The organism is Streptomyces sp. NPDC056883 (genome assembly GCF_042788835.1).
GTDB lineage: Bacteria > Actinomycetota > Actinomycetes > Streptomycetales > Streptomycetaceae > Streptomyces > Streptomyces stoeckheimensis.
The window spans coordinates 200,234-225,863 of sequence record NZ_JBHUBS010000004.1 but is presented as its reverse complement, the minus strand read 5'-3'; the positions used below and the strand labels follow the sequence as shown (position 1 = coordinate 225,863).

The window sequence follows — 25,630 nt, the reverse complement described above, 5'->3', positions numbered from 1 at the left end:
CGATCATGCCGACCGGAGCCTGCGCGTGCTCATACGACTTCTGCGGACCCACCTGGGTCCGTACCGGAAACCGATCTCCGTGCTGGTCCTGCTGCAACTGCTGCAGACCAGCGCGAGCCTCTACCTGCCCACGCTGAACGCCGACATCATTGACAACGGTGTCGTCAACGGCGACACCGGCTACATCCTCCGTTTCGGCGCCCTGATGCTCGGCGTCTCGCTGATCCAGCTCGTCTGCAACGTCGGCGCCGTCTACTACGGGGCCCGTACCGCCGCGGCCTTCGGCCGGGACGTCCGGGCCGGCGTCTTCGACCGCGTGCAGAGTTTCTCCGCGCGTGAGCTCGGCCACTTCGGCGCCCCGTCGCTGATCACCCGTACGACGAACGACGTGCAGCAGATCCAGATGCTCGTGCTGATGACCTTCACGCTGATGGTCTCCGCGCCGATCATGTGCGTCGGCGGCATCTTCATGGCGCTCTCGCTGGACGTGAAGCTCTCGGGCGTGCTGCTCGCCGTGGTCCCGATCCTCGGCCTGTCGGTCGGCGCGATCGTGCTGAAGACCCGCCCGCTGTTCCGGCAGATGCAGACGCGTCTGGACACGGTCAACCGGGTCCTGCGCGAGCAGATCACCGGCAACCGGGTGATCCGCGCCTTCATCCGCGACGACTACGAGAAGGAGCGCTTCCGCGAGGCCAACGCCGACCTCACCGGCGTCTCGCTGGCGGCCGGCAAGCTGCTCGCGCTGATGTTCCCGACCGTGATCGTGGTCGTGAACATCTCCAGCGTCGCCGTCATCTGGTTCGGCGCCATGCGCATCGACAGCGGCGGCATGGAGATCGGCCAGCTGACGGCCTTCCTCGCGTACCTGATGCAGATCGTCATGTCCGTGATGATGGCCACCTTCATGTTCATGATGGTGCCGCGCGCCGAGGTCTGCGCCGAGCGCGTCCAGGAGGTCCTGGACACCGAATCCAGCGTGATCCCGCCCACCGACCCGGTCCGCAAGCTGCTCCACCACGGCCGTCTGGAACTGCGCGGCGCCGACTTCCGCTACCCGGGCGCCGAGGCCCCCGTGCTGCGCGGGGTCGACCTCGTGGCCCGCCCCGGCGAGACCACCGCGGTGATCGGCTCGACCGGCAGCGGCAAGTCCACGCTGCTGGGGCTGATCCCCCGGCTCTTCGACGCCACCGGCGGCGACGTGCTCGTCGACGGCGAGGACGTACGGCGCCTCGACCCCGACCTGCTCGCCAGGACGGTCGGCATGGTGCCGCAGAAGCCGTACCTCTTCTCCGGGACGGTCGCCAGCAACCTGCGCTACGGGCGCCCCGACGCCACCGACGAGGAGCTCTGGCACGCGCTGGAGGTCGCGCAGGCCAAGGGCTTCGTGTCCGAGCTGGAGGGCGGGCTCGACGCGCCGATCACCCAGGGCGGAACCAACGTCTCCGGCGGCCAGCGCCAGCGGCTCGCGATCGCGCGCACGCTCGTACAGCGCCCGGAGATCTACCTGTTCGACGACTCCTTCTCGGCCCTGGACTACGCCACGGACGCGGCGCTGCGCTCCGCGCTGGCCCGCGAGACCGAGGAGGCCACCGTGGTCATCGTCGCCCAGCGGGTCTCCACGATCCGCGACGCGGACCGGATCATCGTCCTCGACGAGGGGCAGGTGGTGGGCGAGGGGCGCCACCACGAGCTGATGGCCGGCAATGAGACCTACCGGGAGATCGTGCTCTCCCAGCTGACGGAAGCGGAGGCGGCGTGAGCGGGCCCGGAGGACGGATGATGGGACCGCCGATCACGCGGTCCATGGACTTCAAGGGCTCGGGGAAGCGGCTGCTGAGCGCGCTGGCGCGCGACCGGGCCAAGCTGTGGGGCATGATCCTCGCGGTCGTCGGCAGCGTCGCCGCGTCGGTGACCGGGCCGAAGATCCTCGGCGAGGCCACCGACCTCGTGTTCGCGGGGATCGTCGGCCGGAACATGGAGAAGGGCCTCACCAAGCAGCAGGCACTGGACGGTCTGCGCGCCAGGGGCGAGGGCGGGATGGCGGACATGCTGTCCGGCACCGACTTCACCCCGGGCAAGGGCATCGACTTCGGCGCGGTCGGGGCGGTGGCGCTGTGGGCGCTGGCCGTCTTCACGGCCGCCGGTCTGCTGATGCTCGTCGCCACACGGCTGTCGAACCACATCATGAACGGCACCGTGTACCGGATGCGCGAGGAGCTCCAGGCGAAGCTGTCGCGGCTGCCGCTGTCGTACTTCGACCAGCAGAAGCGCGGCGAGGTACTCAGCCGGGCCACGAACGACATCGACAACATCGGCCAGACGATCCAGCAGACGATGGGTCAGCTGCTCAACTCGCTCCTGACGATCGTCGGCGTGCTGGCGATGATGTTCTGGATCTCGCCGGTGCTGGCGCTGGTCGCACTGGTGACCATCCCGGTGTCGGCGTACGTGGCCGCGAAGATCGGCAAGAAGTCGCAGCCGCAGTTCGTGGCCCAGTGGAAGACCACGGGCGCCCTGAACGCGCACGTCGAGGAGATGTACTCGGGCCACACCCTGGTCAAGGTCTTCGGCCGGCAGAAGGAGTCCGCGGCCCTGTTCGCCGAGCAGAACGAGGCGCTGTACCGGGCCTCCTTCAAGGCGCAGCTGGTCAGCGGGATCATGCAGCCGGTGATGCTGTTCATCTCGAACATCAACTACGTGCTCGTCGCGGTCGTCGGCGGTCTGAAGGTGGCCTCGGGCACCCTGTCGATCGGTGACGTCCAGGCCTTCATCCAGTACACGCGCCAGTTCTCGATGCCGCTGACGCAGGTCGCCTCCATGGCGAACCTGGTGCAGTCCGGCGTCGCTTCCGCGGAGCGGGTCTACGAGCTGCTGGACGCGCCGGAGCAGGAGGCGGACGCGGAGGTCCCCGAGCGTCCGGAGAACCTGCGCGGGCAGGTCACCTTCGACAAGGTCGCCTTCCGCTACGAGCCGGACAAGCCGCTGATCGAGAACCTCTCGCTGAGCGTCGACCCCGGTCAGACGGTCGCGATCGTCGGCCCGACCGGCGCCGGCAAGACCACGCTGGTCAACCTGCTGATGCGGTTCTACGAGGTCACGGGCGGGGAGATCGCCCTCGACGGGGTGGACATCGCCAAGATGACCCGCGAGGAACTGCGCAGCGGCATCGGCATGGTGCTCCAGGACACCTGGCTGTTCGGCGGCACCCTCGCGGAGAACATCGCCTACGGGGCCACGCGCGAGGTCACGCGCGCCGAGGTCGAGGAGGCCGCGCGGGCGGCCCACGCCGACCGGTTCATCCGCACCCTGCCCGAGGGCTACGACACGGTGCTGGACGACGAGGGCGCCGGTGTCAGCGCGGGCGAGAAGCAGCTGATCACCATCGCGCGGGCGTTCCTGTCCGACCCGGTGATCCTGGTGCTCGACGAGGCGACGAGCTCGGTGGACACCCGTACCGAGGTGCTCATCCAGAAGGCGATGGCGCGCCTCGCGCACGGCCGTACGTCCTTCGTGATCGCGCACCGGCTGTCCACGATCCGCGACGCGGACCTCATCCTGGTGATGGAGAGCGGCTCGATCGTGGAACAGGGCACGCACGAGGAGCTGCTGCTCTCGGGCGGCGCGTACGCGCGGCTGTACGCGGCGCAGTTCGCGCAGGCGGTGGCCGAGGTCGACTAGTGGGGCCGACCGGCGGTCCGGCATCGGGAGGGGCGCCCTTCGGGGCGCCCCTTTCCCGTACCCGGTCCCCGTACTCCTCAGTCCAGATAGCCGCGCAGCTGGTCCGCGAAGGCGTGGTCGCGGAGCTTGTTGAGGGTCTTGGACTCGATCTGGCGGATCCGCTCCCGGGTCACCCCGAAGATCCGGCCGATCTCCTCCAGGGTGCGCGGCCGCCCGTCGGCGAGCCCGTAGCGCAGCTGGACCACCTTGCGCTCCCGCTCCCCGAGGGTCGAGAGCACCGCTTCCAGGTGCTCGCGGAGCAGGAAGAACGCGGCCGATTCGACCGGTGAGGCGGCGTCCCCGTCCTCGATGAGGTCGCCGAGGGCGACGTCGTCCTCCTCGCCCACGGGTGCGTGGAGCGAGACCGGTTCCTGCGCCAGGCGCAGCACCTCCAGGACCCGCTCGGGGGTCAGCTCCAGGTGGACGGCGACCTCCTCGGCGGTGGGTTCGTACCCCCGCTCCTGGAGCATCCGGCGCTGGACGCGCACGACGCGGTTGATCAGTTCGACGACGTGGACGGGGACGCGGATGGTCCGGGCCTGGTCGGCGAGGGCGCGGGACATGGCCTGGCGGATCCACCAGGTGGCGTAGGTGGAGAACTTGTAGCCGCGGGCGTAGTCGAACTTCTCGACGGCGCGGATCAGTCCGAGGTTCCCCTCCTGGACCAGGTCGAGCATGGTGAGGCCGCGGCCGACGTAGCGCTTGGCGACGGAGACGACGAGCCGCAGGTTCGACTCGATGAGACGCCGTTTGGCCATGCGGCCCATGACGACCAGCTTGTCGAGGTCGAGCGTGAGCTGCAGATCGAGCGGGACCCCGCTGCCGAGCTTCTCCTCCGCGAACAGGCCCGCTTCCACGCGCCGCGCGAGCTCGACCTCCTCGACGGCGGTGAGCAGCGGGATCCTGCCTATCTCGCGCAGGTACTGCCGGAAGAGGTCGGCGGACGGTCCCGCTCCGCCGGAGCCTTCCGCCGTTCGCTTGCGCGGCGGGGGCACCTTCTCCAGCAGCTCCGGGCCCTCCGATTCCCCGGCCTCCTCCTCGTGCATGGCGTCGGCCTCGGCCTCGGGCTCGGGCTCTTCGGCCGCGGGCACTTCGGCGGGCGGGCTGACGGTGACGGTCAGGCTCTGGGTCTGCACGGGGGCGACCTCCACAGGGCTCCGAGGACGGGTGCACCGCACCTCAGTGTGGGGTACGACACATCGCTGCCACGAGGGGCGTGCGACCACTTTCTGGGTCCGGTGCGTGACCCATGGTTACCCCCGGACCAGAACCCCGATGCGGATCGGACGCATGTCCGAGAGGATCGTGGCCATGTCTGTGTACGAAACGCACGTCACCGTGCGCTGCCCCGGTCCGGTGGAGCTGGCACGGCTCGAATCCTGGGCGGTGGAGCGGGAGTTGAAGGTGACCCACATCGTGCTGGCCCGGGGCCGGATGCCCTCGCAGCCGATGCTGACGCTGCCCGACCGCGACGGGCACGAGGTCCTGGTGCCCCGGCTGCGCGCGGCCGGCTTCGACCCGGTCCGGGTCAAGGTGGAGACGGTCCCGTGGACCACGGAGCCCCCGGGTCCGGGCGGCGGCTACTTCGAGCACCATCTGAAACTGCGGCTCCCCGCCGACTGGGACCGCCCGGCCCTGGAGTCCCTGGCGGTCCGGCACGCGGCGCACGTCTCGTGGAACGCCCGCCGGGTCCTGCCGGGGGCGCGGCAGGAACGTTTCGTGACCCAGCGGTGGCGGGGTACGGCGCAGGAGGCGGGGGCGGCGTGCGATGCGCTGGTCGCGGCGCTGGCCGGGGCCGGGTACGAGATCCGCTCGGAGGAGCGGGAGTTCGTGCTGTACGACAGTGACCTGTCGGTGGACGACGGGTGGATCGAGGAGGGGACGTCCTGATGAGCGGGAACAGCATCGAGAGCGCGGCCAATGCCGACTGGCGGCGCCGGCAGTACGAGTTGCCGCGCACGTCGACCGCCGGGGTGGGCGCCCCGGCAGGGGCGGAGGACCGGGTCTTCGACCCCGCGCTCAAGCACTTCGCCTCCGGCTTCCGGGTGGCGGACACGATCATCGACCCCGCTCTGCGCCCCGGCTGGCAGGCCGCCCGGCGGACGGCGCTCGGCGTTGTGGCGCGCGGGGTGGCCCGGTCCGGGTGGGCGGATTCCCTGGTGGTGCGCGGCAGCATGCTCATGGCGGGCTGGTTCGGCGCCGCCGCGCGGGAGCCGCACGACCTGGACTTCGTGGTCGTCCCGCAAGACTGGAACATCGAGGACCCGCGTACGGAGCGCCTGCTGACGGCCGTCGCGGAAGCGGCCGGGCGGACGGCCGACGAGGAGGGGGGCGAGCTCGTGATCCCCGCCGGGGACGCGGTCGCCGAGGACATCTGGACGTACGAACGCGTCCCCGGGCGGCGCCTCGTACTGCCCTGGTCCGCACCGGGGCTGCCCGGGGGTCAGGTCCAGCTGGACTTCGTCTTCAACGAGCGGCTGCCGCAGGCACCGCAGCCCGCCGATGTCGCGGGGGCACGCCTCCTGGGAGCCACTCCGGAGCTGTCCCTCGCCTGGAAGCTGGTCTGGCTGGCCACCGACATGTACCCGCACGGCAAGGACCTCTACGACGCGGTCCTGCTCGCGGAGCGGTGCGCGCTCCCGTACGGGCTGCTGCACACGGTGTTCCACGAGTCCGGCGAATGGTTCCCCTTGGGGGCCGGGCCGGAGGCCCGCGTCACCCCGGAGGCCTTCGCCCAGATCGAGTACGCCGAGTGGGAGGACTTCCAGACGGAGTACCCGGGGATCCCCGGCTCCGCCGAGTCCTACGCGAACCGCCTGCTGGCGGCGCTGGCGCCCACCTTCACGACGGCCTAGGCCGGTTCCACCCGGACCGCGCAGACCTTGAACTCCGGCATCCGGGACACCGGGTCCAGCGCCGGGTTGGTCAGGGTGTTGGCGCGGCCCTCACCCGGCCAGTGGAAGGGCATGAAGACGGTGTCCGCGCGGATGGTGTCCGTGATGCGGGCCGGGGCGACCGCGCGGCCGCGGCGGGAGGTGACCGCGAGGGGGGCTCCGTCGACCGCGCCGATGCGGGCCGCGAGGCGGGGGTGGAGTTCCACGAAGGGGCCGGGGGCGGCTTCGTTGAGCTCGTCCACCCGGCGGGTCTGCGCGCCCGACTGGTACTGGGCGACGACCCGGCCGGTGGTGAGGAGGAGCGGGTACTCCGTGTCCGGGACCTCGGCGGCGTCCCGGTGGGTGACGGGCACGAAGCGGGCCCGGCCGTCCTCGGTGGCGAAGCGGTCCAGGAAGAGCCGGGGGGTGCCGGGGTGGGGCTCCGGCTCCGCGCCGGGCTCCGCCTGGGCCGCCGGGGCCGGCAGGCTCGGGTCGGGCTCCCGTGCGTCGGGCTCCCCCGTCCGCGGAGCCGCAGGGCAGGGCCAGAAGACGCCCTGTTCCGCTTCGATGCGGGCGTACGTGATGCCCGAGTAGTCCGCCGGGCCGCCCGCCGAGGCGCGGCGCAGCTCGTCGAAGACCTCCTCCGCGGCGGTGGGGAAGCCCTTCTCCACACCCAGTCGGGCCGCCAGGCCGTGCAGGACCTCCAGGTCGGAGCGGACCCCCGGCGGCGGGGTCAGGGCCCGGCGGCGGAGCAGGACGCGGCCCTCGAGGTTGGTGGTGGTGCCGGTCTCCTCCGCCCACTGGGTGACCGGGAGGACCACGTCGGCCAGGGCCGCCGTCTCGGACAGGACCACGTCGGCGACGGCCAGGAAGTCCAGGGAGCGGATGCGTTCCTCGACGTGGGCGGCGCGGGGGGCCGAGACCACCGGGTTGGAGCCCATCAGGAGCAGGGCCTTGACGTCCGAGCCCAGGGCGTCGAGGAGTTCGTACGCGCTGCGGCCGGGCCCGGGGAGGTCGTCGGGGTCGATCCCCCAGACCCCGGCGACGTGGGCCCGGGCCGCCGGGTCGGTCAGTTTGCGGTAGCCGGGGAGCTGGTCGGCCTTCTGGCCGTGCTCGCGGCCGCCCTGGCCGTTGCCCTGGCCGGTGAGGCAGCCGTAGCCGGAGAGCGGGCGGCCGGCCCGGCCGGTGGCGAGGCAGAGGTTGATCCAGGCGCCGACGGTGTCGGTGCCCTTGGACTGCTGCTCGGGGCCGCGTGCGGTGAGCACCATCGCGGATTCGGGCTCGCAGAACAGCCGGACGGCCTCCCGGAGCTTCGGCACCGGCACGCCGGTGATGCGCTCCACGAGCTCCGGCCAGTGCGCCATCGCGCCCGCCCGGGCCTCCTCCCAGCCGGTGGTGCGGGCGGAGATGAACTCCTCGTCCGTGTGGCCGCCGGCGACGACGAGGTGCAGCAGGCCGAGTGCCAGTGCCAGGTCCGTGCCGGGGCGCGGGGCCAAGTGGAGGTCGGCCTGTTCGGCGGTGCGCGTGCGGCGCGGGTCCACCACGATCAGCGTGCCGCCGTTCTCGCGGAGTTCCCGGAAGAAGCGGAGGGCGGGGGGCATGGTGTCGGCGGGGTTGGAGCCGACGAGGATGACGCAGCCGGTCCGGGGGATGTCCTCCAGCGGGAAGGGCAGCCCCCGGTCGAGCCCGAAGGCCCGCTGGTGCGCGGCGGCGGCCGAGGACATGCAGAACCGGCCGTTGTAGTCGATCTGCGAGGTCCGCAGGGCGATGCGGGCGAACTTCCCGAGGGCGTAGGCCTTCTCGTTGGTCAGCCCGCCGCCGCCGAACACCCCGACCGCGTCGGCCCCGTACGACCGCCGCGTGCGGGCGAGGCCCTCGGCGACGGCGTCGAGGGCCTCCTCCCAGGTGGCCGGCTCCAGCCGCCCGGCGTGGGTGCGGACGAGCGGCTCGGTGAGGCGCACCCGGGAGGAGAGCACGGCGGGGGCGGTGCGGCCCTTGCCGCACAGCGCACCCAGGTTCACGGGGAAGTCGGCCCGCTCCTCCACCGTCACGCCCGCGCCGCCGGGCTCGGGGCGGAGGTTCATGCCGCACTGCAGCGCGCAGTACGGACAGTGCGTGGCGGTGGCGGATTCCGAGGTGTGCATGGAGCCCAGCGTGCGTCGGCGGTGTTACACGAGCCGCCGCTCCGCGTTACAAGTCGGCGTGCTCCACCTCAGCGCGCCCCGACGGCTCCGGTGAGGCCCTGCGCATCGGGGGGCGGTCGAGGATCTCCACGTACACGATCCGGCCGTCGACGGCGTCGATGATCAACACGCCCCGCTCGGGGAGGAGGGGCACGCTGCGGTGGCCGGGCCCGTAGGGCGTGCCGGGCGGATGCGGATGGGTGCGGAAGCTCTGGCAGAAGTCGTCGCCGCAGCCGCAGTCCGCGACGATCCGGAGGTCGTGGGCGCAGATCGCGAGTTCGCGCTCGCCCTCCGCATCCAGCAGCTTCACGAGCTCGGAGGCCAGCTCGGGGAAGACCTCGCGCACGAGGGGTGCATCGTGTTCCACGGGCGGACCGTAGACCGGCGGCCCGGCGGTGGGCATCCGAATATCCGCCGGGGCGCCGGGCCCGGGATCACTGGCCCGTCAGGTACTTCACCGTGAGGCCTGCCGTCCAGCCGCCGTCGACCGCGAGCTCGGCGCCCGTCATGTAGCTCGCGGCGTCCGAGAGGAGGAAGGCGACGGCGGCCGCGATCTCCTCGGGGAGGCCCACGCGGCCGAGGGGGGCGCCGGGGTAGTTGCCCTCGCCCGCCTGGATGCCGACCGGGGCCGTCATCGGGGTGAGCGTCATGCCGGGGTGTACGGAGTTCACCCGGATCCGGGATTCCGCGAGCTCGACCGCGCCGATCTTCGACAGTCCGCGCACGCCCCACTTGGAGGCTCCGTAGCCGGCGGTCAGGGCGAGGCCGGTGAGGCCGGCGGCGGAGGAGATGTTGACGATGGAGCCGCCGCCGTTCTCGCGCATCAGCGGGATCGCGGCCTTGATGCCGATGAAGACGCCGACCAGGTTGATCTCGACGACCTTGCGGAAGTGCTCGATGCTCTCGTGCTCCAGGAACGCGCCGGAGGCGATGCCCGCGTTGTTGACCAGGCCGTCGATGCGGCCGAACTCGGCGAGGGCGAAGGCGAAGGCCGCGTCCCAGTCGGATGCGCTGGTCACGTCGTGGCGCAGGAAGCGCGCCGCGTCGCCGAGCTTGGCCGCCGTCTCGGCGCCCTCGGCCTCCAGGACGTCGGTGATCAGCACCTTGCCGCCGCCGTCCACGACGGCCTGCGCGGCCGCCGCGCCGAGGCCCCGGGCTCCACCGGTGATGACGACGACCTTGCCGCTCAGATCCACAACAGCCACGGTTCCACACCCTTACGCCGACACATACGACTGATCGCTATATGACTAATCGGCATAGGCCGATCGCGGCGTCAGTCTGCCAGAGAGGCCAGGGCCCGCGACACCCCCTCTTCCTTCGGTCCCAGGAACCGCGGTTCCGGCTCGAACACCGCGTCCAGAGCCGCCTTGCCCGCCGCGAAGACCTCGCGGGCCCCGCCGTAGTACCAGGTCGCGTCGTGCACGTCGGACACCCCGACCCCGTACGAGTCCACGCCCGCGGCCCGGCACAGCGCGACGGCCCGGCGGATGTGGAAGCCCTGGCTGATCAGCACCGCCCGGTGCACCCCGAAGACCTCCCGGGCCCGGACGCAGGAGTCCCACGAGTCGAAGCCGGCGTAGTCGCTGACGACGCGGGCGTCGGGCACCCCGTGGCCCGTCAGGTACGCGCGCATCGCGTCGGGCTCGTCGTAATCGGTCCGGCTGTTGTCGCCGGTGACCAGGACGACCTTGACCTTCCCCGCGCGGTAGAGCTCGACGGCGGCGTCGAGTCGGCGCGCGAGGTACGGGGTGGGCCGGCCGTTCCACAGCCCGGCGCCGAAGACCACGGCCACCTCGGCGGCGGGCGCGTCCGCGGTGGTCCGGAGCCGGGGTCCGGCGGACGTGTGCGTCCAGGCCGAGGGCAGCAGGGCCAGCGCGCAGCCCGCCATCACCAGCTGCACGGCCCGCCGCCGGGCCCGTACGGTCCGGGGCACCCCGATCCGTACGGCCTTCAGCCGCTCCCGTGCCGCCCCCGGCAGAACGCGTAGCCGACCTCGTAGTCCTGCGCGCCTCAATGCGATCCCCTTGTCGGTGCTGCTGGTGGCCCTGCTGGTGGTCCCGTCGACTACGGACGCGTGTACGGTCCCGGCGGTTTCCCGCCTCCCCTAGGGGAGGCGCCGCACCACGGCGTACGCCGCTCCCCGCCCCAGTGCCGGCAGCAGGAAGGAGACCCACGCCACGGCGCCCACCACCGGGTGCGGGTGTCCGTACAGGGCGGGCAGGTGCAGGGCGAGGGCGAGCAGCAGCGCGGCCGTCCAGCAGAGCCGGGCGCGCCCCGAGCGCGGGAGCCCGCGCAGTTCGTCCGGGTCCATCGCCGCCGTGGCGGCCAGCCCCGCCCCCAGCACGAACAGCGTCAGCAGCGTGGCCAGGAGGACGGCCTTGCGCGCCTCGTCCGCCTGCGGGAACGGATTCCAGGACCCCGGACCCGCCACGGACCGCAGGTCCTTGCGCGCGTCGACCCGGCCTTCCAGGGCGGGCTGCGAGGGCGCGTACAGGAGCAGTACGCGGTCCCCCTCCTTCGGTTCCTCGTAGGTGTAGGCCGACGCCCCGACCGGCTCGGCGCCTTCGGGGACGGCCAGTTCGAGCCGGGAGGTCCACCCCAGCACCCGGCCCTCGCTGGTGTGCGCGTGCACGCCCGAGGGTGCGCGCGCCACGACGGCCGTCACCACCGCCGCCCCGGCCCGCCGCAGTTCGGGCTCCGCCTCCCGGTGGTGCTGCTGGAAGGAGGCCACGAGGAGCGCGGCGGACGCCGGGGCGATGAGCAGCCAGACCGCCGCCTCACGCGCGCGCACGCCGAGCGCCCCGGGAGCGGCGCGGGTCGCGCCCGGCCGGCCCCCGGACTTCGGGCCGGGCGACTCCCGCCCGTCCCCGCCCGGCGCGACGGCCGCCAGGCCCGCGCCGAGGACGGCGGCGCCGGCGGGGATCCAGCCCCAGAGGGCGATCCGGCCGAGCAGGTCACCGGCGCCCCACGCACCGAGCGACAGCACGCAGGCGACCGCGGCCGCACCGCCGGACAGCAACGCGCAGCCGCGGGCCGCCCACTTCAGGAACCCACCCATGTGTCCCCCGCCCCATCCCCACGCGTTCCGGGCACAGGGAAGCACGGACCGACCCCACCCCCGCCGTCCACCCCCTTGTGAGCAGGTGGAAAACACCCGTCACGCCCGCGCAACGCACCGGCAACCTGCTGCGCGCAGGATCGGTTCATGACGGAGCCGGCGCACCCTCCCGAGTCCCTGCCCCATCCCCTGCCCCTCCCGCCCCTCCCGCCGCTTCCGCCCGCGACCACGGCGGAGCTGCTGACCCGGATCACCGCCCAGCTCGGTACGCAGCTCAGCGGTCTGCGCCCCCGACACCACGCAGGAGTCCTCCCATGCAGCAGCCCGCCCTCGTCGCCGTGGCCCACGGCAGCCGCGATCCGCGCGCCCTCCACACCGTCGAAGCCCTGCTCGAACGGGTCCGTGAGCTCCGTCCCCGCCTCGACGTCCGGCTCGGTCACATCGAGCTGAACCACCCGCTGCTGGACGACACCCTCAACGGACCCGTACGGGCCGCCGGAGCCGCCGTCCTGGTGCCGCTGCTGCTCGGCCGCGGGACCCACGTCAAGCGGGACCTCCCGGCCTCCGCCGCCCGCGCCGGGCACCTGCTGACCCGTGTCGCCGCCCCGCTGGGCCCGCATCCGCTGCTCGTCGAGGCACTGTACGAGCGGCTCGTGGAGGCCGGCTGGAGCGCCGGGTCGGCGGTGGTGCTGGCCGCCGCCGGGTCCCGCGACCCCGACTCCGCGACCGATGTGCGGGCCACCGCCGACCTGCTCTCCGAACGCCTCGGCGGGGTGCCCGTGGTGGCCGCCTACGCCTCGGGCACCGCGCCCTCCGTGCCCGCCGCCGTACGGGCCCTGGCCGCGCGGGGCCTCCACCGGGTCGCGGTCGCCTCCTACTTCACCGCCCCGGGCCGCTTCGCCGCCGCGAGCGCCGCCGCGGCGCCGGGCCCGGCCGCCGCCCCGCTGGGCGCGCATCCGGCGCTGGCCCGGCTGGTGCTCCAGCGCTACGACGAAGCCGCCGCCGCGCTCGCAGGACCCGTAGCAGGAGCAGTAGGACGGGAGCGGTCGCGGGAGCAGCCGCTCGAACTGGCCACCGCGTAACGGCCGGATTGGTTCGCAAACGCTCGGATTGCTCCTCTTGACTCGTCTTGTCGGTTCGTGCGGTTACCGTTTGACCATGGAAGGCATGGAAGGCACCACCGCACCTGTCCGACCCGGCCTCGATCTGCCCGGCGAGCCGTACGAACCCGCCGACATCGAGCGCTGGGCCACCGAGCCCGACAAGCGGCCCGGGCGGACCGCCTTCCAGCGCGACCGCGCCCGCGTGCTGCACTCCGCCGCGCTGCGCCGACTCGCCGGGAAGACCCAGGTGGTGACCCCGGGGACGCGTTCCTACGACTGGGACGCCAGTCCTCGTACGCGGCTGACGCACTCCCTCGAATGCGCCCAGGTGGGCCGCGAGCTCGGCGCCGCGCTCGGCTGCGATCCCGATCTGGTCGAAGCCGCCTGCCTGTCGCACGACATGGGGCACCCGCCCTTCGGCCACAACGGCGAGGAAGCCCTCAACGAGTTCGCCAAGGACTGCGGCGGTTTCGAGGGCAACGCCCAGTCGCTGCGCCTGCTGACCCGGCTGGAGCCCAAGCGGTTCGTCCCCGACCCGGCAACCGGCGAGCTCGTCAGCGTCGGGCTCAACCTCACGCGGGCCTGCCTGGACGCAGCCACCAAGTACCCCTGGGCGCGCGGGGACCACCCCACCGACCCGGGCTCGGTGAAGTTCGGCGCCTACGAGGACGACCTGCCGGTCTTCGCGTGGCTGCGCCGCGGCGCGCCCGCGGACCGCAAGTGCTTCGAGGCGCAGGTCATGGACTGGTCGGACGACGTGGCGTACTCCGTCCACGACTTCGAGGACGGCCTGCACGCCGGCCACCTCGACCCGAACCTGCTCTTCGCCGAGCCCGAGCGCACGGAGATCTGGCGGGTGGCCATCGGCCGGTACGTTCCGGCCGACACCGAGCCGGAGGAGCTGCGCGAGGCCCTGGACCGTTTGATGGAGCAGGAGTGGTGGCCACACGGGTACGACGGGTCGGCCGTGGCCCAGGCCCGGCTGAAGGATGCGACCAGCCAGTTGATCGGCCGTTTCTGCCTGGCCGCCGAGGGCGCCACCCGGCAGGCGTACGGGACCGGCCGGCTGACCCGGTACGCGGCGGAGCTGGTGGTGCCGCGCGAGGCACGCAACGAGTGCGCGGTGCTGAAGGCCGTGGCCGACCTCTACGTCATGCAGCGCGACGAGCAGGAGCGGATCCGCGCCGATCAGCGCATCGTCCTGGCCGAGCTGGCGGAGGCCGTCAGCGCCCGCGCGCCCGAGGGTCTGGACCCGCAGTTCCGTGCGATCTTCGACGAGGCCCCGGACGACAGGGCCAGGAAGCGGGCGGTCGTGGACCAGATCGCGGCCCTCACGGACGCCTCCGCGCGCTCCCTGCACGCCCGCCTCACCCAGCGCGCGCGACGCGCCGAAGGGTGAGCCGATCGGGCCACTCCCCCTTCACGCGGCAGGCTCGGTGCGGGACGCTCGCATGTGGTCGCATGTGGCGCAGAGGTTATGAGGAGGCATCAGGTGGTCGACGCACACCGGACGTTCGTCATCGTCGGCGCAGGGCTCGCCGGGGCTAAGGCGGCCGAGACGCTGAGGTCCGAAGGGTTCACGGGGCGGGTGATCCTCATCGGCGACGAGCGCGAGCATCCCTACGAGCGCCCCCCGCTCTCCAAGGGCTACCTGGCGGGCAAGGAGGAGCGCGAGAGCGTCTTCGTCCACGAGCCGTCCTGGTACGCGGCCTCCGACATCGAGCTGCACCTCGGCCAGCCCGCGGTCCACCTCGACCGGGACGCCAAGAAGGTGGTCCTCGGCGACGGCACGGCGCTGCCCTACGACAAGCTGCTGCTCGCCACCGGCGCCGAACCGCGCCGGCTCGACATCCCGGGCACCGAGCTGGTCGGGGTGCACCACCTGCGCCGGCTCTCGCACGCGGAGCGGCTGCGCAAGGCGCTGGCGGGCCTCGGCCGGGACAACGGGCACCTGCTGATCGCGGGCGCCGGCTGGATCGGCCTGGAGGTCGCGGCGGCCGCCCGCGGGTACGGGGCCGAGGTCACCGTGATCGAGCCGGCGCCGACCCCGCTGCACGCGGTGCTCGGTCCGGAGGTCGGCCGGCTCTTCGCCGACCTGCACACCGAGCACGGGGTCCGCTTCCACTTCGGCTCCCACCTGACGGAGATCGTCGGGCACGACGGCATGGTGCTGGCGGCCCGTACGGACGACGGGGAGGAGCACCCGGCGCACGCGGTCCTCGCGGCGATCGGGGCCGCCCCGCGGACCGCGCTGGCGGAGACCTCGGGCCTGGCCCTGGTGGACCGGGAGCACGGCGGCGGGATCGCCGTGGACGCCTCGCTGCGCACCTCCGACCCGGACGTCTTCGCGGTCGGGGACGTGGCGGCCGCGCACCATCCGGTGCTGGGGGCCCGGCTCCGGGTGGAGCACTGGGCGAACGCGCTCAACGGGGGTCCGGCCGCCGCCCGGGCGATGCTGGGGCAGGAGGTCTCGTACGACCGGGTGCCGTACTTCTTCTCCGACCAGTACGACGTGGGCCTGGAGTACTCGGGGTACGCCCCGGCGGGCGGCTACGACCAGGTGCTGATCCGCGGGGACGCGGGCAAACGGGAGTTCATCGCCTTCTGGCTCTCGGACGGCCGGGTGCTGGCCGGGATGAACGTGAACGTGTGGGACGTCACCGAGGACATCCAGGCCCTGATCAGGTCGAAGGCGCCCGTGGACCGGGAGAAGCTGGCGGATCCCTCGATTCCGCTCTCGGCCCTGGTGGCGGCGGAGGGTGCCTGACGGGATTGCCTCCGCCCGGCCGTAGACTGGCGCGCGTGGCAGGACGGATCAACGACGACGACGTGAAGGCGGTACGGGACGCGGTCCCGATCGACGCCGTGGTCTCGGAGTACCTCCAGCTGCGCAACGCGGGCGGCGGCAACCTCAAGGGCCTCTGCCCCTTCCACGACGAGAAGTCCCCGTCCTTCCAGGTCAGCCCCAGCAAGGGCTTCTACCACTGCTTCGGCTGCCAGGCGGGCGGGGACACCCTCGACTTCGTCATGAAGATCGACCACCTCTCCTTCTCGGAGGCGGTGGAGCGGCTCGCCGGCCTGGCCGGCATCACCCTGCGGTACGAAGAGGGCGGCTACACCGCCGGCACCAGCGGCCGCGGCGAGCGCATCCGGCTGGTCGAGGCGCACAAGGCCGCGGCCCAGTTCTACATGGACCAGCTCGGCAGCGCCGAGGCGGAGATCGGCCGCAAGTTCCTGGCCGAGCGCGGCTTCGACCAGGCCGCCGCCCAGCACTTCAGCGTGGGCTACAGCCCGGCCGGCTGGGACCACCTGACGCGCTTCCTGCGCGGCAAGGGCTTCAGCGACAAGGAACTGATCACCTCGGGCCTGTCCCAGGACAGCCGCAGCGGAAAGCCCATCGACCGCTTCCGCGGCCGGCTGATGTGGCCCATCCGCGACATCAGCGGCGAGGTCGTCGGCTTCGGCGCGCGCAAGCTGCGCGACGACGACAACGGGCCCAAGTACCTGAACACCCCCGAGACGGCGATCTACAAGAAGTCCCAGGTGCTGTACGGCATCGACCTGGCCAAGAAGGAGATCGCCAAGACCTCCCGGGCCGTCGTGGTCGAGGGCTACACCGACGTCATGGCCTGCCACATGGCCGGGGTCACCACCGCGATCGCCACCTGCGGCACCGCCTTCGGCGGCGACCACATCAAGATCCTGCGCCGGCTGCTCATGGACAACGCGACCGCTGAGGTGATCTTCACCTTCGACGGGGACGCGGCCGGACAGAAGGCCGCGCTGCGCGCCTTCGAGGACGACCAGAAGTTCGCCGCGGAGACCTCCATCACCATCGCCCCGGGCGGCATGGACCCGTGCGACCTGCGCCTGGCCAAGGGCGATGCGGCCGTCGCGGACCTGGTCGAGGCCCGCACCCCGCTGTTCGAGTTCGCGCTGAAGCACATCGTGGCCCGGCACAACCTGGAGAACCCGGCGGGGCGGGCGGCCGCGCTGGAGGAAGCCGCCCCGATCATCAAGAAGATCAAGAACGTCGCGATCCAGCACGAATCGGCGGTCCAGCTGGCGGGCATGCTCGGCATGCGCGACGAGCAGTTCGTGGTCAAGCGGATCGCCCAGCTCGACCGCTGGGCCCGGGAGCGCGGCAACCAGCCCCAGCAGCAGCGCCGGGGGCAGGCCGACCACGCGTACGAGGACATCCCGGCGCCGGCCGCCACCCCCTCGGGTCCCGCGCTGAACCTGCGCAGCCCCGCCGCCCGTACCGAGCGGGAACTGCTCAAGCTGGCGCTCCAGCGCCCCGCCCTGGTCTCCCCCGCCTTCGACGCGTACGGGATGGACGAGTTCACCGCCCCGCCCTACGCGGCCGTGCGCCAGGCCATCCTGGACGCCGGCGGCGCTTCGCTCGGCACCGAGGACTACCTGACCCGGGTCCGCGACGCCGCTCCGAACGACACCGTCCGCGCGCTGGTCACCGAGCTCGTCGTCGAGGCCATCCACGCGAAGACCGTGGACGAGATCTACGCCGGGGTCCAGTTGGTCCAGGTCAGGCTCCGTGCGGTCGACCGCCGGGTCCAGGAGATCCAGGGCACCCTGGCCCGCCTCGGCCACCAGGACGCCCCGGAGCAGCTGGCGGCGGTCCAGGAAGAGCTGTGGGTGCTTCAGCAGTACGGCCAGCGCCTGCGCAACCGCGGCGCGGAAGGCCTGTAGGACTCCAGCGGCGTTCCGCTATCCGCGTGCGGCCGCCAAGGCCACCGCGGCGATGCGCGGCACGAGGGCCGGAGTCGGCGGCTGGGCCAGGAGGAACACCCAGGCGAAGGCGGTCCCGAGCACTGTGGCGTGAACCAGCGCGGGGTCTGCCCGCGCGGCCAGTTCGCCCCGTACGAAGGCCCGTTCGAGCAGGTCCGCCACCTGCACCCGCTCGCCGGCGATGAAGGTTTCCTGGAAGCGCGCGGCGATGTCGGGCTGCTGCTTCAGGTCCGCGAGCAGGCCGGGGGTCGCGGCGGCGACCACCGGGTCGGAGAAGATCCCCAGAATCAGCTGCGCGAGGGCGGCGAGGTCTCCGGTCAGCGATCCGGTGTCCGGCAGCGGCCGCGTTTCCCGCCCGTGCACGAGCGCGGAGAAGACCAGCTCGCCGCGCGAGGCGTGGCGGCGGTAGATGGCCGCTTTGCCCACGCGCGCTCGGGCGGCCACGGCGTCCACGGTCAGCGCGGCGTATCCCACGTCCAGCACCAACTCGCGTACCGCGTCACGGATCGCGTCGTCCACGCGGCTGTCCCGCGGCCGGCCGGGGGGTTGCTTCGAAGGCTCCACGGGGCCACTATACGGAACTATGAGTATCGGAACTAGCAGTGCCGTAACTACGCCCGCCGCCGGCGCGGCCCGCGCACGCACCCTGACCATCTGGGCGGGGCGCAGCACCGTGTTCATCGGCCTCGGCCACATCGCCTTCTTCGCCGCCCAGACCCGGTCGAGCTGGGGCGACTGGCTCTCCGGCGCACTGCACGGCAGGGCCGCCATGGAGGATCCCGCCAACCTCGACTCGCTCCGCCTGTTCTGGGCCCTGCCCGGCAGCTTCGCGGTACCGCTGATCCTGCTCGGCCTGCTGGTCGTCCGGATGGCCCGCACCGGCCAGGAGATCCCGCGCTACCTGGGCTGGACCCTGGCGGCGTGGGTCCTCCTCTGCGGCTGGATCCTCGAACCCTCCGGCTTCCCCCTCGGCCTCGCCCCGACCGCACTGCTCCTCCTCGCGCACCGCGCGCGCCCGGAGGCCCGCCCCGATCCGGAAGAGACGGCCTAGCGGCGCAGCCAGTCGCCGCCCGGGATGGGGGTGCCGGAGCGGGCGAGGTGGTGGGCCAGGGGCGGGGCGGCCAGGTAGACCCAGGCGCGGACCGGGGTTCCGTCGGGGCGCAGGGCCTCGCGGGCGGTGCGGTCGTAGATGTTGGCGGGGTGTCCGGGGCCCGCGTACTCCTCCAGCAGGTCGAGCGCCGCGAGGAGTTCCCCGTAGGCCCCGGGGGCCGGGGTGATCAGCTCTCCGGCTATCGCGGAGCCGGGGCGGTCCACGGCGTACGGGTATCCGGGGCCCTCGTACAGGGCCGCGTCCGGGAGGCGGGCGGGCTCCTCGGCGGCCGTGCGGCCGCGCAGGAACAGGTCGTGGTTGACCTCTCCGGGGCGCAGGGTCCCGTAGACGAAGAACGGGAGCTCCTCGCCCCGCGGAATCGTTCCTTCGCCCCGGCCTTCCGGCCGATCGGCCGATGTCATGCGGGCCTCCCTCGCTTCAGACTGAGCTGCTGACCGGTCTCCCACCGGCCTCGGGCCGGGCCCAAAGTCCCGACTTCGGCCACGGAAGCCCGCCTACGCACGGCTGTTACACGACCGTCCGGTCCCTGTGACCGACGCCGTCTACCGTCAGTCTGCCTCCCCGCCCGCCGCCCTCCCCCACCACGCCCCCCACCTGACGGTTCTGCCTTCCATGACTCGACCGACCCTCCGCAGCATCGCCGCAGCCGCCCTGCTCTGCACCGGCCTCGGCGGCTGCGCCGCACCCGGGGGCCTCGGGCCCGGCGAGGTCGCGCCGCCCGTGTCCGCCCAGCCCCGGCCGAAGCCGCTCTGGCCCTCCTGGACCGAGTCCCCGAGCACCGGCGGTACGGCGGTGGCCGGCCGAGTGCCGCCGCCGCGGCCGCTCGACGGCGCCCCCGCGGTGGGGCCGGAGGGGATCGAGAAGGTCGACGTGATGGCCGTGGTCCGTGCGGACAAGGCGATGAAGCGTTTCAGCGAGGGGAAGCAGATCCAGGGTCCGGGCAAGGCCGGGCTCCGGCCGGCCCGGTACGCGGACCTGACGGGCGACGGGCACCACGAGCTGATCGTCGCCGCCGACACCCAGACCGGGCGTTCGGTGCTGAGCGTCTACACCGCGGCCGACGGGAAGATCGTTCCGATCCTGTTCACCAGCGGCCGGCGGCTGAGCGCCGAGACCCTCGGCACCGACCTGCTGGTCCGCACCACCGACGACGACGGATCCGCGCACGACATCCGCTACCACTGGGACGGCCAGCGGATGAGCGTGCTCAGCGACGAGCACAAGTTCGGCAACGTCATCTCCGCACCGGGCTCCGGCACGTGCCCGGCCCCGCCGCCGACCGGCCCCGAGGCACCCGCACCCACGGACCGGGACGGCCGGTGAAGCGCTTCCTGCTCCGCAGCCGCCGCCTCCTGCACTCCCTCGGCCTGCGGTGGAAGATCGCCGTCCTGCTCGCCGTCGGCTGCTCGCTCGTCGCGCTCACCATCGGCATCCTGATCCACGAGGCCCGTGCGAACCAGGTGGCCGACGCGGCGCGCAAGAGCGCCCTCGCGCAGCTCGTCCGGGTGCGCCAGGTGTACGAGCTCACGGGCCAGCTCGACTTCGACAAGGTCGGCGAGGCCGACGCGCGCCTCGACTGCCCGACCCTGCCGGAACCCCTGCGGCAGGCCGCCCTTGCCGGGAGGCGCACCACTTACCTCGACCTGCACGGCCCCCACCCGGCGGTGTGGGCGGCCCGGCCGGTCGGCGGCGACCAAGTGCTCTCCGTACGGCAGTCGCTGACGGAGGAGCAGTCGGAACTGTGGGAACTGGACCAGAAGCTGATGGCCTTCGGGGTGGTCGTCGTCACCCTCGCGGCGATCGGCGGGGCGGCGCTGGCCAGCCGGCTGAGCAAGGACCTGCGGTCCGCGGCCGAGACGGCCCGGCGGATCAGCACGGGCGAACTGGACGCGCGGATCGGCCCGTCGGGCGTGCCGGGGACGCGGAACGAGGTGGCCGAACTGTCCGCTGCGGTCGACACGATGGCGGCGAGCCTGCAGCGGCGGCTGGTGGCGGAGCAGCGGTTCACGGCGGACGTGGCGCACGAGCTGCGGACCCCGCTGACCGGTCTGCACACCGCCGCCGAACTGCTCCCTCCGGGGCGGCCCACGGAGCTGGTGCGCGACCGGGTCGCGGCCCTGCGCAGTCTGACGGAGGACCTCCTGGAGGTGGCCCGGCTGGACGGGGACCGGGAGGTGGCCCAGCTGGACGTCCACCCCTTGGGGCCGCTGGTGCAGGCCGTCACCCGGCGTTCGGGGGTGGAGGCGCAGGTCCTGGGCGCCGCCGACGGCACGGCCCGCGTCCGTACGGACGTCCGGAGGCTGGAGCGGATCCTGACGAACCTGCTGGTCAACGCCCGCAGGCACGGCGGGGACCCGATCACCGTGACGGTGGCCGGGAACACGGTGACCGTACGGGACCAGGGCCCGGGCTTCCCGGAGGCGCTGCTGCGGGACGGCCCGCAGCGGTTCCTGACGGGCGCGACGGAACGCGGCCAGGGCACGGGCCTGGGCCTGACCATCGCCCTGGGCCAGGCCCACGTCATCGGCGCCCGCATCACCCTCACGAACCCGGCCCCCACCGGGGCCGCGGCCACCCTCACCCTCCCCCCGGCCTGACCCGGCTCCCCCCACCGCCACCCGGGGGCCATCGCTCCAGCCCGCCCGAGGCGCGGGGTCCGGGGCGGCGCCCCGGGAAACGGTGGAAGGGTGGGGCCGGGACGGCTCCGCGCAGCGGCGGCCCGCACCCGCGAGGCCACCGTCACCCGGACGGGGTGGGGCCCCACAAATGCCCTCTCACCGCACCCCACCTGCGAGAACACCCCGCCACCCCATCCCCCCGACGCCAATCTGACACCACATCAGCAGGCGCCCGCCCAGCCGCCCGGGTTACCTCGGAGACACGACCCCGTGTCCACAGGAGACCCCCCATGCGCCGACGCACCGCCCACGTGCTCACCGCCACCGCGCTGACCGCCGTCGCGTTCGCCGGCCCGGTGGCCGGCGCGGTCGCCGCCGCGGACCTGGGCATGACGGGCTTCGGCATGACGGGCTTCGCGGCCGGCGACTTCGCCCCGCTGGAGATCTGGCCCAAGTCCGCCGCCCCCGGCACCACCGTCACGGTGAACACGAAGGCCTGCGGTCCCGGCAGCCACGCCGAGGGCGACGCCACCACCGTCGGGGGCGGCCGCTTCAAGCTGGCCCCGGGCACCCACAAGGAGGTGGTCGTGGGACAGTTCCAGGTCGCCCGCGGAGCCCACCCCGGCACCCACGCGATCGGCGCCACCTGCGCGAACGGCAAGTTCGCCACCGGCGACCTGATCGTCACCGAGCACGACCGCGCCCCCCAGGGCCACGTGCGCACCGGGGTGGGCGGTGGCACGACCACCACCACCGACCCCGCCAAGATCGCGGCGGGAGTGGCAGTGCTGGCCGCCACCGCCGTCGGCGGTACCTGGTTCCTGCGTCGCCGGGCGAGCGGCACGCGGAACTGACGGACGCCCACCGCGGCTCCGGCCGCGGTCCGACCGGTACCGTCCCCCGTCGCCCGCCCCGCGAGGTCCCCCCCGTTCGCGGGGCCGGGCGACGGCCAGTCACCACGTTCGCGTCACACGTCACCAAGCCGAGGGGGCCGCATGGAGGCAGAGGCACGCCGCGCCCGCGCCCGCGCCGGTGGGCTCGTCGCGCTCGCCACCTGCATCGGCGTCTGGCTCATCGGCAGCGGCTCGAGCGAGCCCGTCCGGCCTCCGCTGCCCTCCCCCGGTGAGGCGCTGAGCGCCCAGGCCCGGTTCCCCGGAGCCATCGCCGCGCTCCCCGGCTCCCCTCCCACCCGGATCCGGATCCCGTCCATCCGGGTGGACGCCCCGCTCACCGGGCTCGGGCTGCAGGCCGACGGCAGTCTCGAAGTACCACCGCCCGCCCGCCGGGACCTGGCGGGCTGGTACCGCGAGGGCACCACCCCGGGCGCCACCGGCACCGCCGTGGTCGCCGGGCACGTGGACAACGCCACCGGCCCCGCGGTCTTCTACCACCTCGGCGCCCTGCGCCGCGGCGCCCTGATCGAGATCGCCCGCGCTGACGGACGTACGGCCGTGTTCACCGTCCACGCGGTGGAGGTCTACGACGCCAAGGCCTTCCCCGACTCCCGCGTGTACGGGTCCGCACCGCGCGCCGAGCTCCGCGTCATCACCTGCGGCGGGGGCTTCTCCCCGCGCACCGGCTACCAGGGCAACGTGGTCGTCTTCGCCCACCTGACGGGCACGTACTAGACGGGCACCGCCCGGGCGGGCGCGGCCTAGCCGGTGCGGACGACGGCCTGGTCGCCGTGGGGGCCGAACAGGTGCAGGATCTCCACCACCTCGCCTTCGGCGGGGCCGAACCAGTGCGGTTCGCCGGTGTCGAACTCGGCGACCTCGCCGGGGCGCAGGGTGAGGCTCCGCTCGCCGATGACGAGGTGGAGCTCGCCGGCGAGCACGTAGAGCCATTCGTAGCCGGCGTGGGTCACCAGTTTCGGCTCCCGGTACGCGAGCACCTGCTTGAAGACCTGGACCCGCCCTGGGTACGTCGTCAGGGGGACCAGGATGCTCCCGTCCCTGCGGCGGGGCTTCAGGTGGACGCGCGCGTCACCGGTGACCGGGGCCGCCACGAGCTGGTCGAGGGCGACGCGGTGGGTTCGCGCGAGCGGGATGAGCAGTTCGAGGGTCGGCCGCCGCTTGCCCGACTCCAGGCGGGAGAGCGTGCTCACGGAGATCCCGGCAGCTTGAGAGAGGGCTTCCAGGGTGAGGCCGCGCTCGCGCCGCAGCGCCCGCAGGCGCGGGCCGATGGCGTCGAGGGTCCGCGTGAGTTCGGCGTGTTCCGCGTCTTCGGCGTGTTCCGCGCGATCGGCGCGTTCGGCGTCCCTGTCCATGGGGTCATTTTGCGGTACCGGCAAATTTCCTGGGCTGCGGCAGCCGCCCGGTCCGAGCATGGGCCGACATCAGAAGCCGGCGGCCGACAGGCCGTCGCGGACCCGAGGCGGACCCATGACCACGACGATCCCGGCCGGGGCGGCCACAGGGCCGGCCCTCGGTGCGCGCCGACGGTGGACGGTACTGGCCGTCTGCGCGCTGAGCATGTTCCTCATCGGAGTGGACACCACCATCGTCAACGTGGGCCTGCCCGCGATCGGACGGGGCCTGGGGACGGACACCCGCGGTCTGGAATGGGTCGTGGACGCCTACACCCTGGTCCTCGCCAGCCTCCTCATCGCCTCCGGCGCCCTCGCGGACCGCTTCGGACGCCGCCGGGTGTTCCGCTGCGGTCTGGCCGTCTTCGGCCTCGCCTCCCTCGCCTGCGCCCTCGCCCCGTCGCTCGGCCTCCTCGTCGCGGCGCGGGCCGTCCAGGGGGTCGGGGCCTCGATGCTGAGCCCGGTGGCCCTGGCGATCGTGGTCAATGCGATGCCCGACCCGCGGGAGCGCGCCCGGGCCATCGGCATATGGGCCTCGGTCTTCGGGCTCAGCATGGCCGCGGGTCCGGTCATCGGCGGGTCCCTCATCGCGGCGTTCGGCTGGCGGTCGGTGTTCTGGATCAACGCCCCGGTGGTCGCCGGCGCGCTCGTCCTGGTGGCGGTGTTCGTGCCGGAGTCCCGCGGACAGCGTGCCCGGCGGCTCGACCTGCCCGGCCAGCTGCTCCTCACGACGGCCCTGTGCGTCTCGGTCGGCGTCCTGATCGAAGGCCCCCGCATCGGCTGGGACTCCCCCGCCGCCCTGGCCGGCTACGCCGTCGCCGCGGCGGCCACGGCCGCCTTCGCCCGGGTCGAGCTCCGCCGGCCCGAGCCCCTGATCGACCTCCGGCTGTTCCGGCGGCCGCCCTTCGCCTCGGCGGTACTGGGCGCGGTGATGGTGTTCGCCGCGCTGAGCGTGAGCCTGCTGCTCACCACCTTGTACCTGCAGGACGCCCGCGGCTGGACCCCGCTCGCGGCCGGTGCCGCGACCCTTCCCCTGGCGCTCGGGGCCACCGTGTGCGCGCCCTGGTCGGGGAGTCTGACGGGGCGCCTCGGGCCGCGGCGGCCGCTCCTCCTCGCGGGCGGGTTCACCGCGGCGGGCGGGCTCTGCATGGTGGCCGCGGGCCCCGACATGAGCGTGCCGATGCTCCTGTCGGCCCACCTGCTCATCGGCATCGGGTTCGGCTTCGCCAACGCCCCGCTGACCCACACCGCGGTCGGCGGACTCCCGCCGTCCCGCGCCGGTGTGGCCGGGGCCGTCACGTCCACCGCACGCCAGGTCGGATCGGCCGTGGGCATCGCCGTCGCGGGGGCCCTGGCCGCGGGCGTCGCTCCGGACGGCCTCGCCCGGGCGTCCCGGCCGGGCTGGCTGCTCGTGACGGCCTGCGGACTGTCCCTCTTCGCGGTGGCCCGGGCCTCCCAGAAGGACCGGGCCTCCCAGAAGGAGCAGACGGCCTAGCGGCAGTCGTCCGGCTGTTTGACGAGGGCCTCGCAGGCCGCGAGGCCCGCTCCGAACCGCATGTCCCCCGATGCGCCGCTCGCGTCGAGCTGCTGCACCGCGGCCCGCATCGCGGACAGCGTCGCGAAGGGGAAGCAGTCCCCGTGCACCAGCACGACGTCGGCCGCCATCCTGACCTTGAAGGGCCGGACCGATTCCTCCGTGCCCGGATCCGACCACTGGCCGAAGAGCTCCTCGGCCGTCTCGCGCACTTCGGCGCAGGACGGCTCCGCCCGGCCGCCGGCCCGGCCACCCGTCCGGTCCCCCACCACGTATCCGCCCCCGGCCAGCACCACGGCGACGGCCGCGGCCAGGGTGATCGTCCACCCTCGTCTCATGGGTGGTCACCCTAGGGGGCGACCGGCGCTTCGCATCAGGT

23 protein-coding genes and 1 pseudogene are annotated in these 25,630 nt (G+C 73.3%); 14 read left to right on the top strand and 10 right to left on the bottom strand.

Features of this window, described 5'->3' with window-relative positions:
• Nucleotides 1-25 precede the first annotated feature (25 nt).
• Complete coding sequence (locus ACFRU2_RS12880; RefSeq protein ID WP_382971307.1) at nucleotides 26-1,759, top strand: ABC transporter ATP-binding protein; 1,734 nt, start codon at nucleotides 26-28, stop codon at nucleotides 1,757-1,759.
• Nucleotides 1,756-3,678, top strand: a complete 1,923-nt coding sequence (locus ACFRU2_RS12875; protein ID WP_382971304.1) for an ABC transporter ATP-binding protein — start codon at nucleotides 1,756-1,758, stop codon at nucleotides 3,676-3,678. Before ACFRU2_RS12880 ends, ACFRU2_RS12875 begins: the two co-directional genes overlap by 4 nt.
• 77 nt (nucleotides 3,679-3,755) lie before the next feature.
• On the opposite strand, the gene ACFRU2_RS12870 is transcribed toward ACFRU2_RS12875, so the two are convergent.
• Nucleotides 3,756-4,943, bottom strand: a complete 1,188-nt coding sequence (locus tag ACFRU2_RS12870; protein ID WP_382971302.1) for an RNA polymerase sigma factor — start codon at nucleotides 4,941-4,943, stop codon at nucleotides 3,756-3,758.
• An 85-nt stretch (nucleotides 4,944-5,028) separates the two neighbouring features.
• Between ACFRU2_RS12870 and ACFRU2_RS12865 the strand changes: the two genes are divergently transcribed.
• On the top strand, nucleotides 5,029-5,607 hold the full coding sequence (locus ACFRU2_RS12865) for a hypothetical protein (protein ID WP_382971299.1): 579 nt from the start codon (nucleotides 5,029-5,031) through the stop codon (nucleotides 5,605-5,607).
• On the top strand, nucleotides 5,607-6,572 hold the full coding sequence (locus ACFRU2_RS12860) for a nucleotidyl transferase AbiEii/AbiGii toxin family protein (protein WP_382971296.1): 966 nt from the start codon (nucleotides 5,607-5,609) through the stop codon (nucleotides 6,570-6,572). Before ACFRU2_RS12865 ends, ACFRU2_RS12860 begins: the two co-directional genes overlap by 1 nt.
• Here the strand turns inward: ACFRU2_RS12860 and ACFRU2_RS12855 are convergent.
• From ACFRU2_RS12855 to ACFRU2_RS12835, 5 genes are all read right to left on the bottom strand, one after another.
• Nucleotides 6,569-8,734: a molybdopterin oxidoreductase family protein gene (locus ACFRU2_RS12855; protein WP_382971294.1), complete on the bottom strand. Its 2,166-nt coding sequence runs from the start codon at nucleotides 8,732-8,734 to the stop codon at nucleotides 6,569-6,571. The two genes, ACFRU2_RS12860 and ACFRU2_RS12855, sit on opposite strands and share 4 nt — an antisense overlap.
• Nucleotides 8,735-8,780: 46 nt before the next feature.
• Nucleotides 8,781-9,140: a hypothetical protein gene (locus tag ACFRU2_RS12850; RefSeq protein WP_382971291.1), complete on the bottom strand. Its 360-nt coding sequence runs from the start codon at nucleotides 9,138-9,140 to the stop codon at nucleotides 8,781-8,783.
• 67 nt (nucleotides 9,141-9,207) lie between these two features.
• Nucleotides 9,208-9,978 (bottom strand): glucose 1-dehydrogenase, encoded by a 771-nt coding sequence (locus tag ACFRU2_RS12845; protein WP_382971288.1) that lies wholly within the window; start codon nucleotides 9,976-9,978, stop codon nucleotides 9,208-9,210.
• Nucleotides 9,979-10,049: 71 nt separating this feature from the next.
• Nucleotides 10,050-10,664: a vancomycin high temperature exclusion protein gene (locus ACFRU2_RS12840; protein WP_382971888.1), complete on the bottom strand. Its 615-nt coding sequence runs from the start codon at nucleotides 10,662-10,664 to the stop codon at nucleotides 10,050-10,052.
• Between the two features lie 216 nt (nucleotides 10,665-10,880).
• Nucleotides 10,881-11,834, bottom strand: a complete 954-nt coding sequence (locus ACFRU2_RS12835) for a hypothetical protein (protein ID WP_382971286.1) — start codon at nucleotides 11,832-11,834, stop codon at nucleotides 10,881-10,883.
• Nucleotides 11,835-11,981: 147 nt separating this feature from the next.
• On the opposite strand from ACFRU2_RS12835, the pseudogene ACFRU2_RS12830 reads away from it, so the two are divergent.
• From ACFRU2_RS12830 to dnaG, 4 genes and pseudogenes are all read left to right on the top strand, one after another.
• Nucleotides 11,982-12,916, top strand: a pseudogene (locus tag ACFRU2_RS12830) (sirohydrochlorin chelatase).
• Between the two features lie 76 nt (nucleotides 12,917-12,992).
• Nucleotides 12,993-14,336 (top strand): deoxyguanosinetriphosphate triphosphohydrolase, encoded by a 1,344-nt coding sequence (locus tag ACFRU2_RS12825; protein WP_382971283.1) that lies wholly within the window; start codon nucleotides 12,993-12,995, stop codon nucleotides 14,334-14,336.
• 93 nt (nucleotides 14,337-14,429) lie between these two features.
• Complete coding sequence (locus ACFRU2_RS12820) at nucleotides 14,430-15,704, top strand: NAD(P)/FAD-dependent oxidoreductase (RefSeq protein ID WP_382971280.1); 1,275 nt, start codon at nucleotides 14,430-14,432, stop codon at nucleotides 15,702-15,704.
• A gap of 35 nt (nucleotides 15,705-15,739) precedes the next feature.
• Nucleotides 15,740-17,644 (top strand): DNA primase, encoded by a 1,905-nt coding sequence (dnaG, locus tag ACFRU2_RS12815; RefSeq protein ID WP_382971277.1) that lies wholly within the window; start codon nucleotides 15,740-15,742, stop codon nucleotides 17,642-17,644.
• An 18-nt stretch (nucleotides 17,645-17,662) separates the two neighbouring features.
• Here dnaG and ACFRU2_RS12810 read toward each other — a convergent pair whose 3' ends face one another.
• Nucleotides 17,663-18,247 (bottom strand): TetR/AcrR family transcriptional regulator, encoded by a 585-nt coding sequence (locus ACFRU2_RS12810; RefSeq protein WP_382971274.1) that lies wholly within the window; start codon nucleotides 18,245-18,247, stop codon nucleotides 17,663-17,665.
• A gap of 19 nt (nucleotides 18,248-18,266) precedes the next feature.
• On the opposite strand from ACFRU2_RS12810, the gene ACFRU2_RS12805 reads away from it, so the two are divergent.
• On the top strand, nucleotides 18,267-18,734 hold the full coding sequence (locus ACFRU2_RS12805; RefSeq protein ID WP_382971273.1) for a DUF6463 family protein: 468 nt from the start codon (nucleotides 18,267-18,269) through the stop codon (nucleotides 18,732-18,734).
• Here ACFRU2_RS12805 and ACFRU2_RS12800 read toward each other — a convergent pair.
• Entirely contained in the window at nucleotides 18,731-19,195 is a 465-nt protein-coding gene (locus ACFRU2_RS12800) for a gamma-glutamylcyclotransferase family protein (RefSeq protein WP_382971270.1), read from the bottom strand. The two genes, ACFRU2_RS12805 and ACFRU2_RS12800, sit on opposite strands and share 4 nt — an antisense overlap.
• A gap of 211 nt (nucleotides 19,196-19,406) precedes the next feature.
• Here ACFRU2_RS12800 and ACFRU2_RS12795 point away from each other — a divergent pair, with 211 nt between their 5' ends.
• The 4 genes from ACFRU2_RS12795 to ACFRU2_RS12780 all read left to right on the top strand — a co-directional run bounded on the left by ACFRU2_RS12795 (nucleotide 19,407) and on the right by ACFRU2_RS12780 (nucleotide 23,040).
• Nucleotides 19,407-20,117 (top strand): hypothetical protein, encoded by a 711-nt coding sequence (locus tag ACFRU2_RS12795; RefSeq protein WP_382971267.1) that lies wholly within the window; start codon nucleotides 19,407-19,409, stop codon nucleotides 20,115-20,117.
• The gene (locus ACFRU2_RS12790; RefSeq protein WP_382971264.1) at nucleotides 20,114-21,391 is read left to right on the top strand and encodes an ATP-binding protein; all 1,278 of its coding nucleotides are present in this window, start codon (nucleotides 20,114-20,116) and stop codon (nucleotides 21,389-21,391) included. Before ACFRU2_RS12795 ends, ACFRU2_RS12790 begins: the two co-directional genes overlap by 4 nt.
• A 311-nt stretch (nucleotides 21,392-21,702) precedes the next feature.
• Entirely contained in the window at nucleotides 21,703-22,266 is a 564-nt protein-coding gene (locus ACFRU2_RS12785; RefSeq protein ID WP_382971261.1) for a hypothetical protein, read from the top strand.
• 141 nt (nucleotides 22,267-22,407) lie between these two features.
• Nucleotides 22,408-23,040, top strand: coding sequence for a class F sortase (locus tag ACFRU2_RS12780; RefSeq protein ID WP_382971259.1), 633 nt, complete (start codon nucleotides 22,408-22,410; stop codon nucleotides 23,038-23,040).
• Between the two features lie 26 nt (nucleotides 23,041-23,066).
• Here ACFRU2_RS12780 and ACFRU2_RS12775 read toward each other — a convergent pair whose 3' ends face one another.
• The gene (locus ACFRU2_RS12775) at nucleotides 23,067-23,678 is read right to left on the bottom strand and encodes a helix-turn-helix domain-containing protein (protein ID WP_382971257.1); all 612 of its coding nucleotides are present in this window, start codon (nucleotides 23,676-23,678) and stop codon (nucleotides 23,067-23,069) included.
• Between the two features lie 115 nt (nucleotides 23,679-23,793).
• Between ACFRU2_RS12775 and ACFRU2_RS12770 the strand changes: the two genes are divergently transcribed.
• The gene (locus tag ACFRU2_RS12770) at nucleotides 23,794-25,212 is read left to right on the top strand and encodes an MFS transporter (protein WP_382971254.1); all 1,419 of its coding nucleotides are present in this window, start codon (nucleotides 23,794-23,796) and stop codon (nucleotides 25,210-25,212) included.
• Here ACFRU2_RS12770 and ACFRU2_RS12765 read toward each other — a convergent pair.
• Nucleotides 25,209-25,589, bottom strand: coding sequence for a hypothetical protein (locus tag ACFRU2_RS12765; protein WP_382971252.1), 381 nt, complete (start codon nucleotides 25,587-25,589; stop codon nucleotides 25,209-25,211). The genes ACFRU2_RS12770 and ACFRU2_RS12765 overlap by 4 nt on opposite strands.
• Nucleotides 25,590-25,630 lie beyond the last annotated feature (41 nt).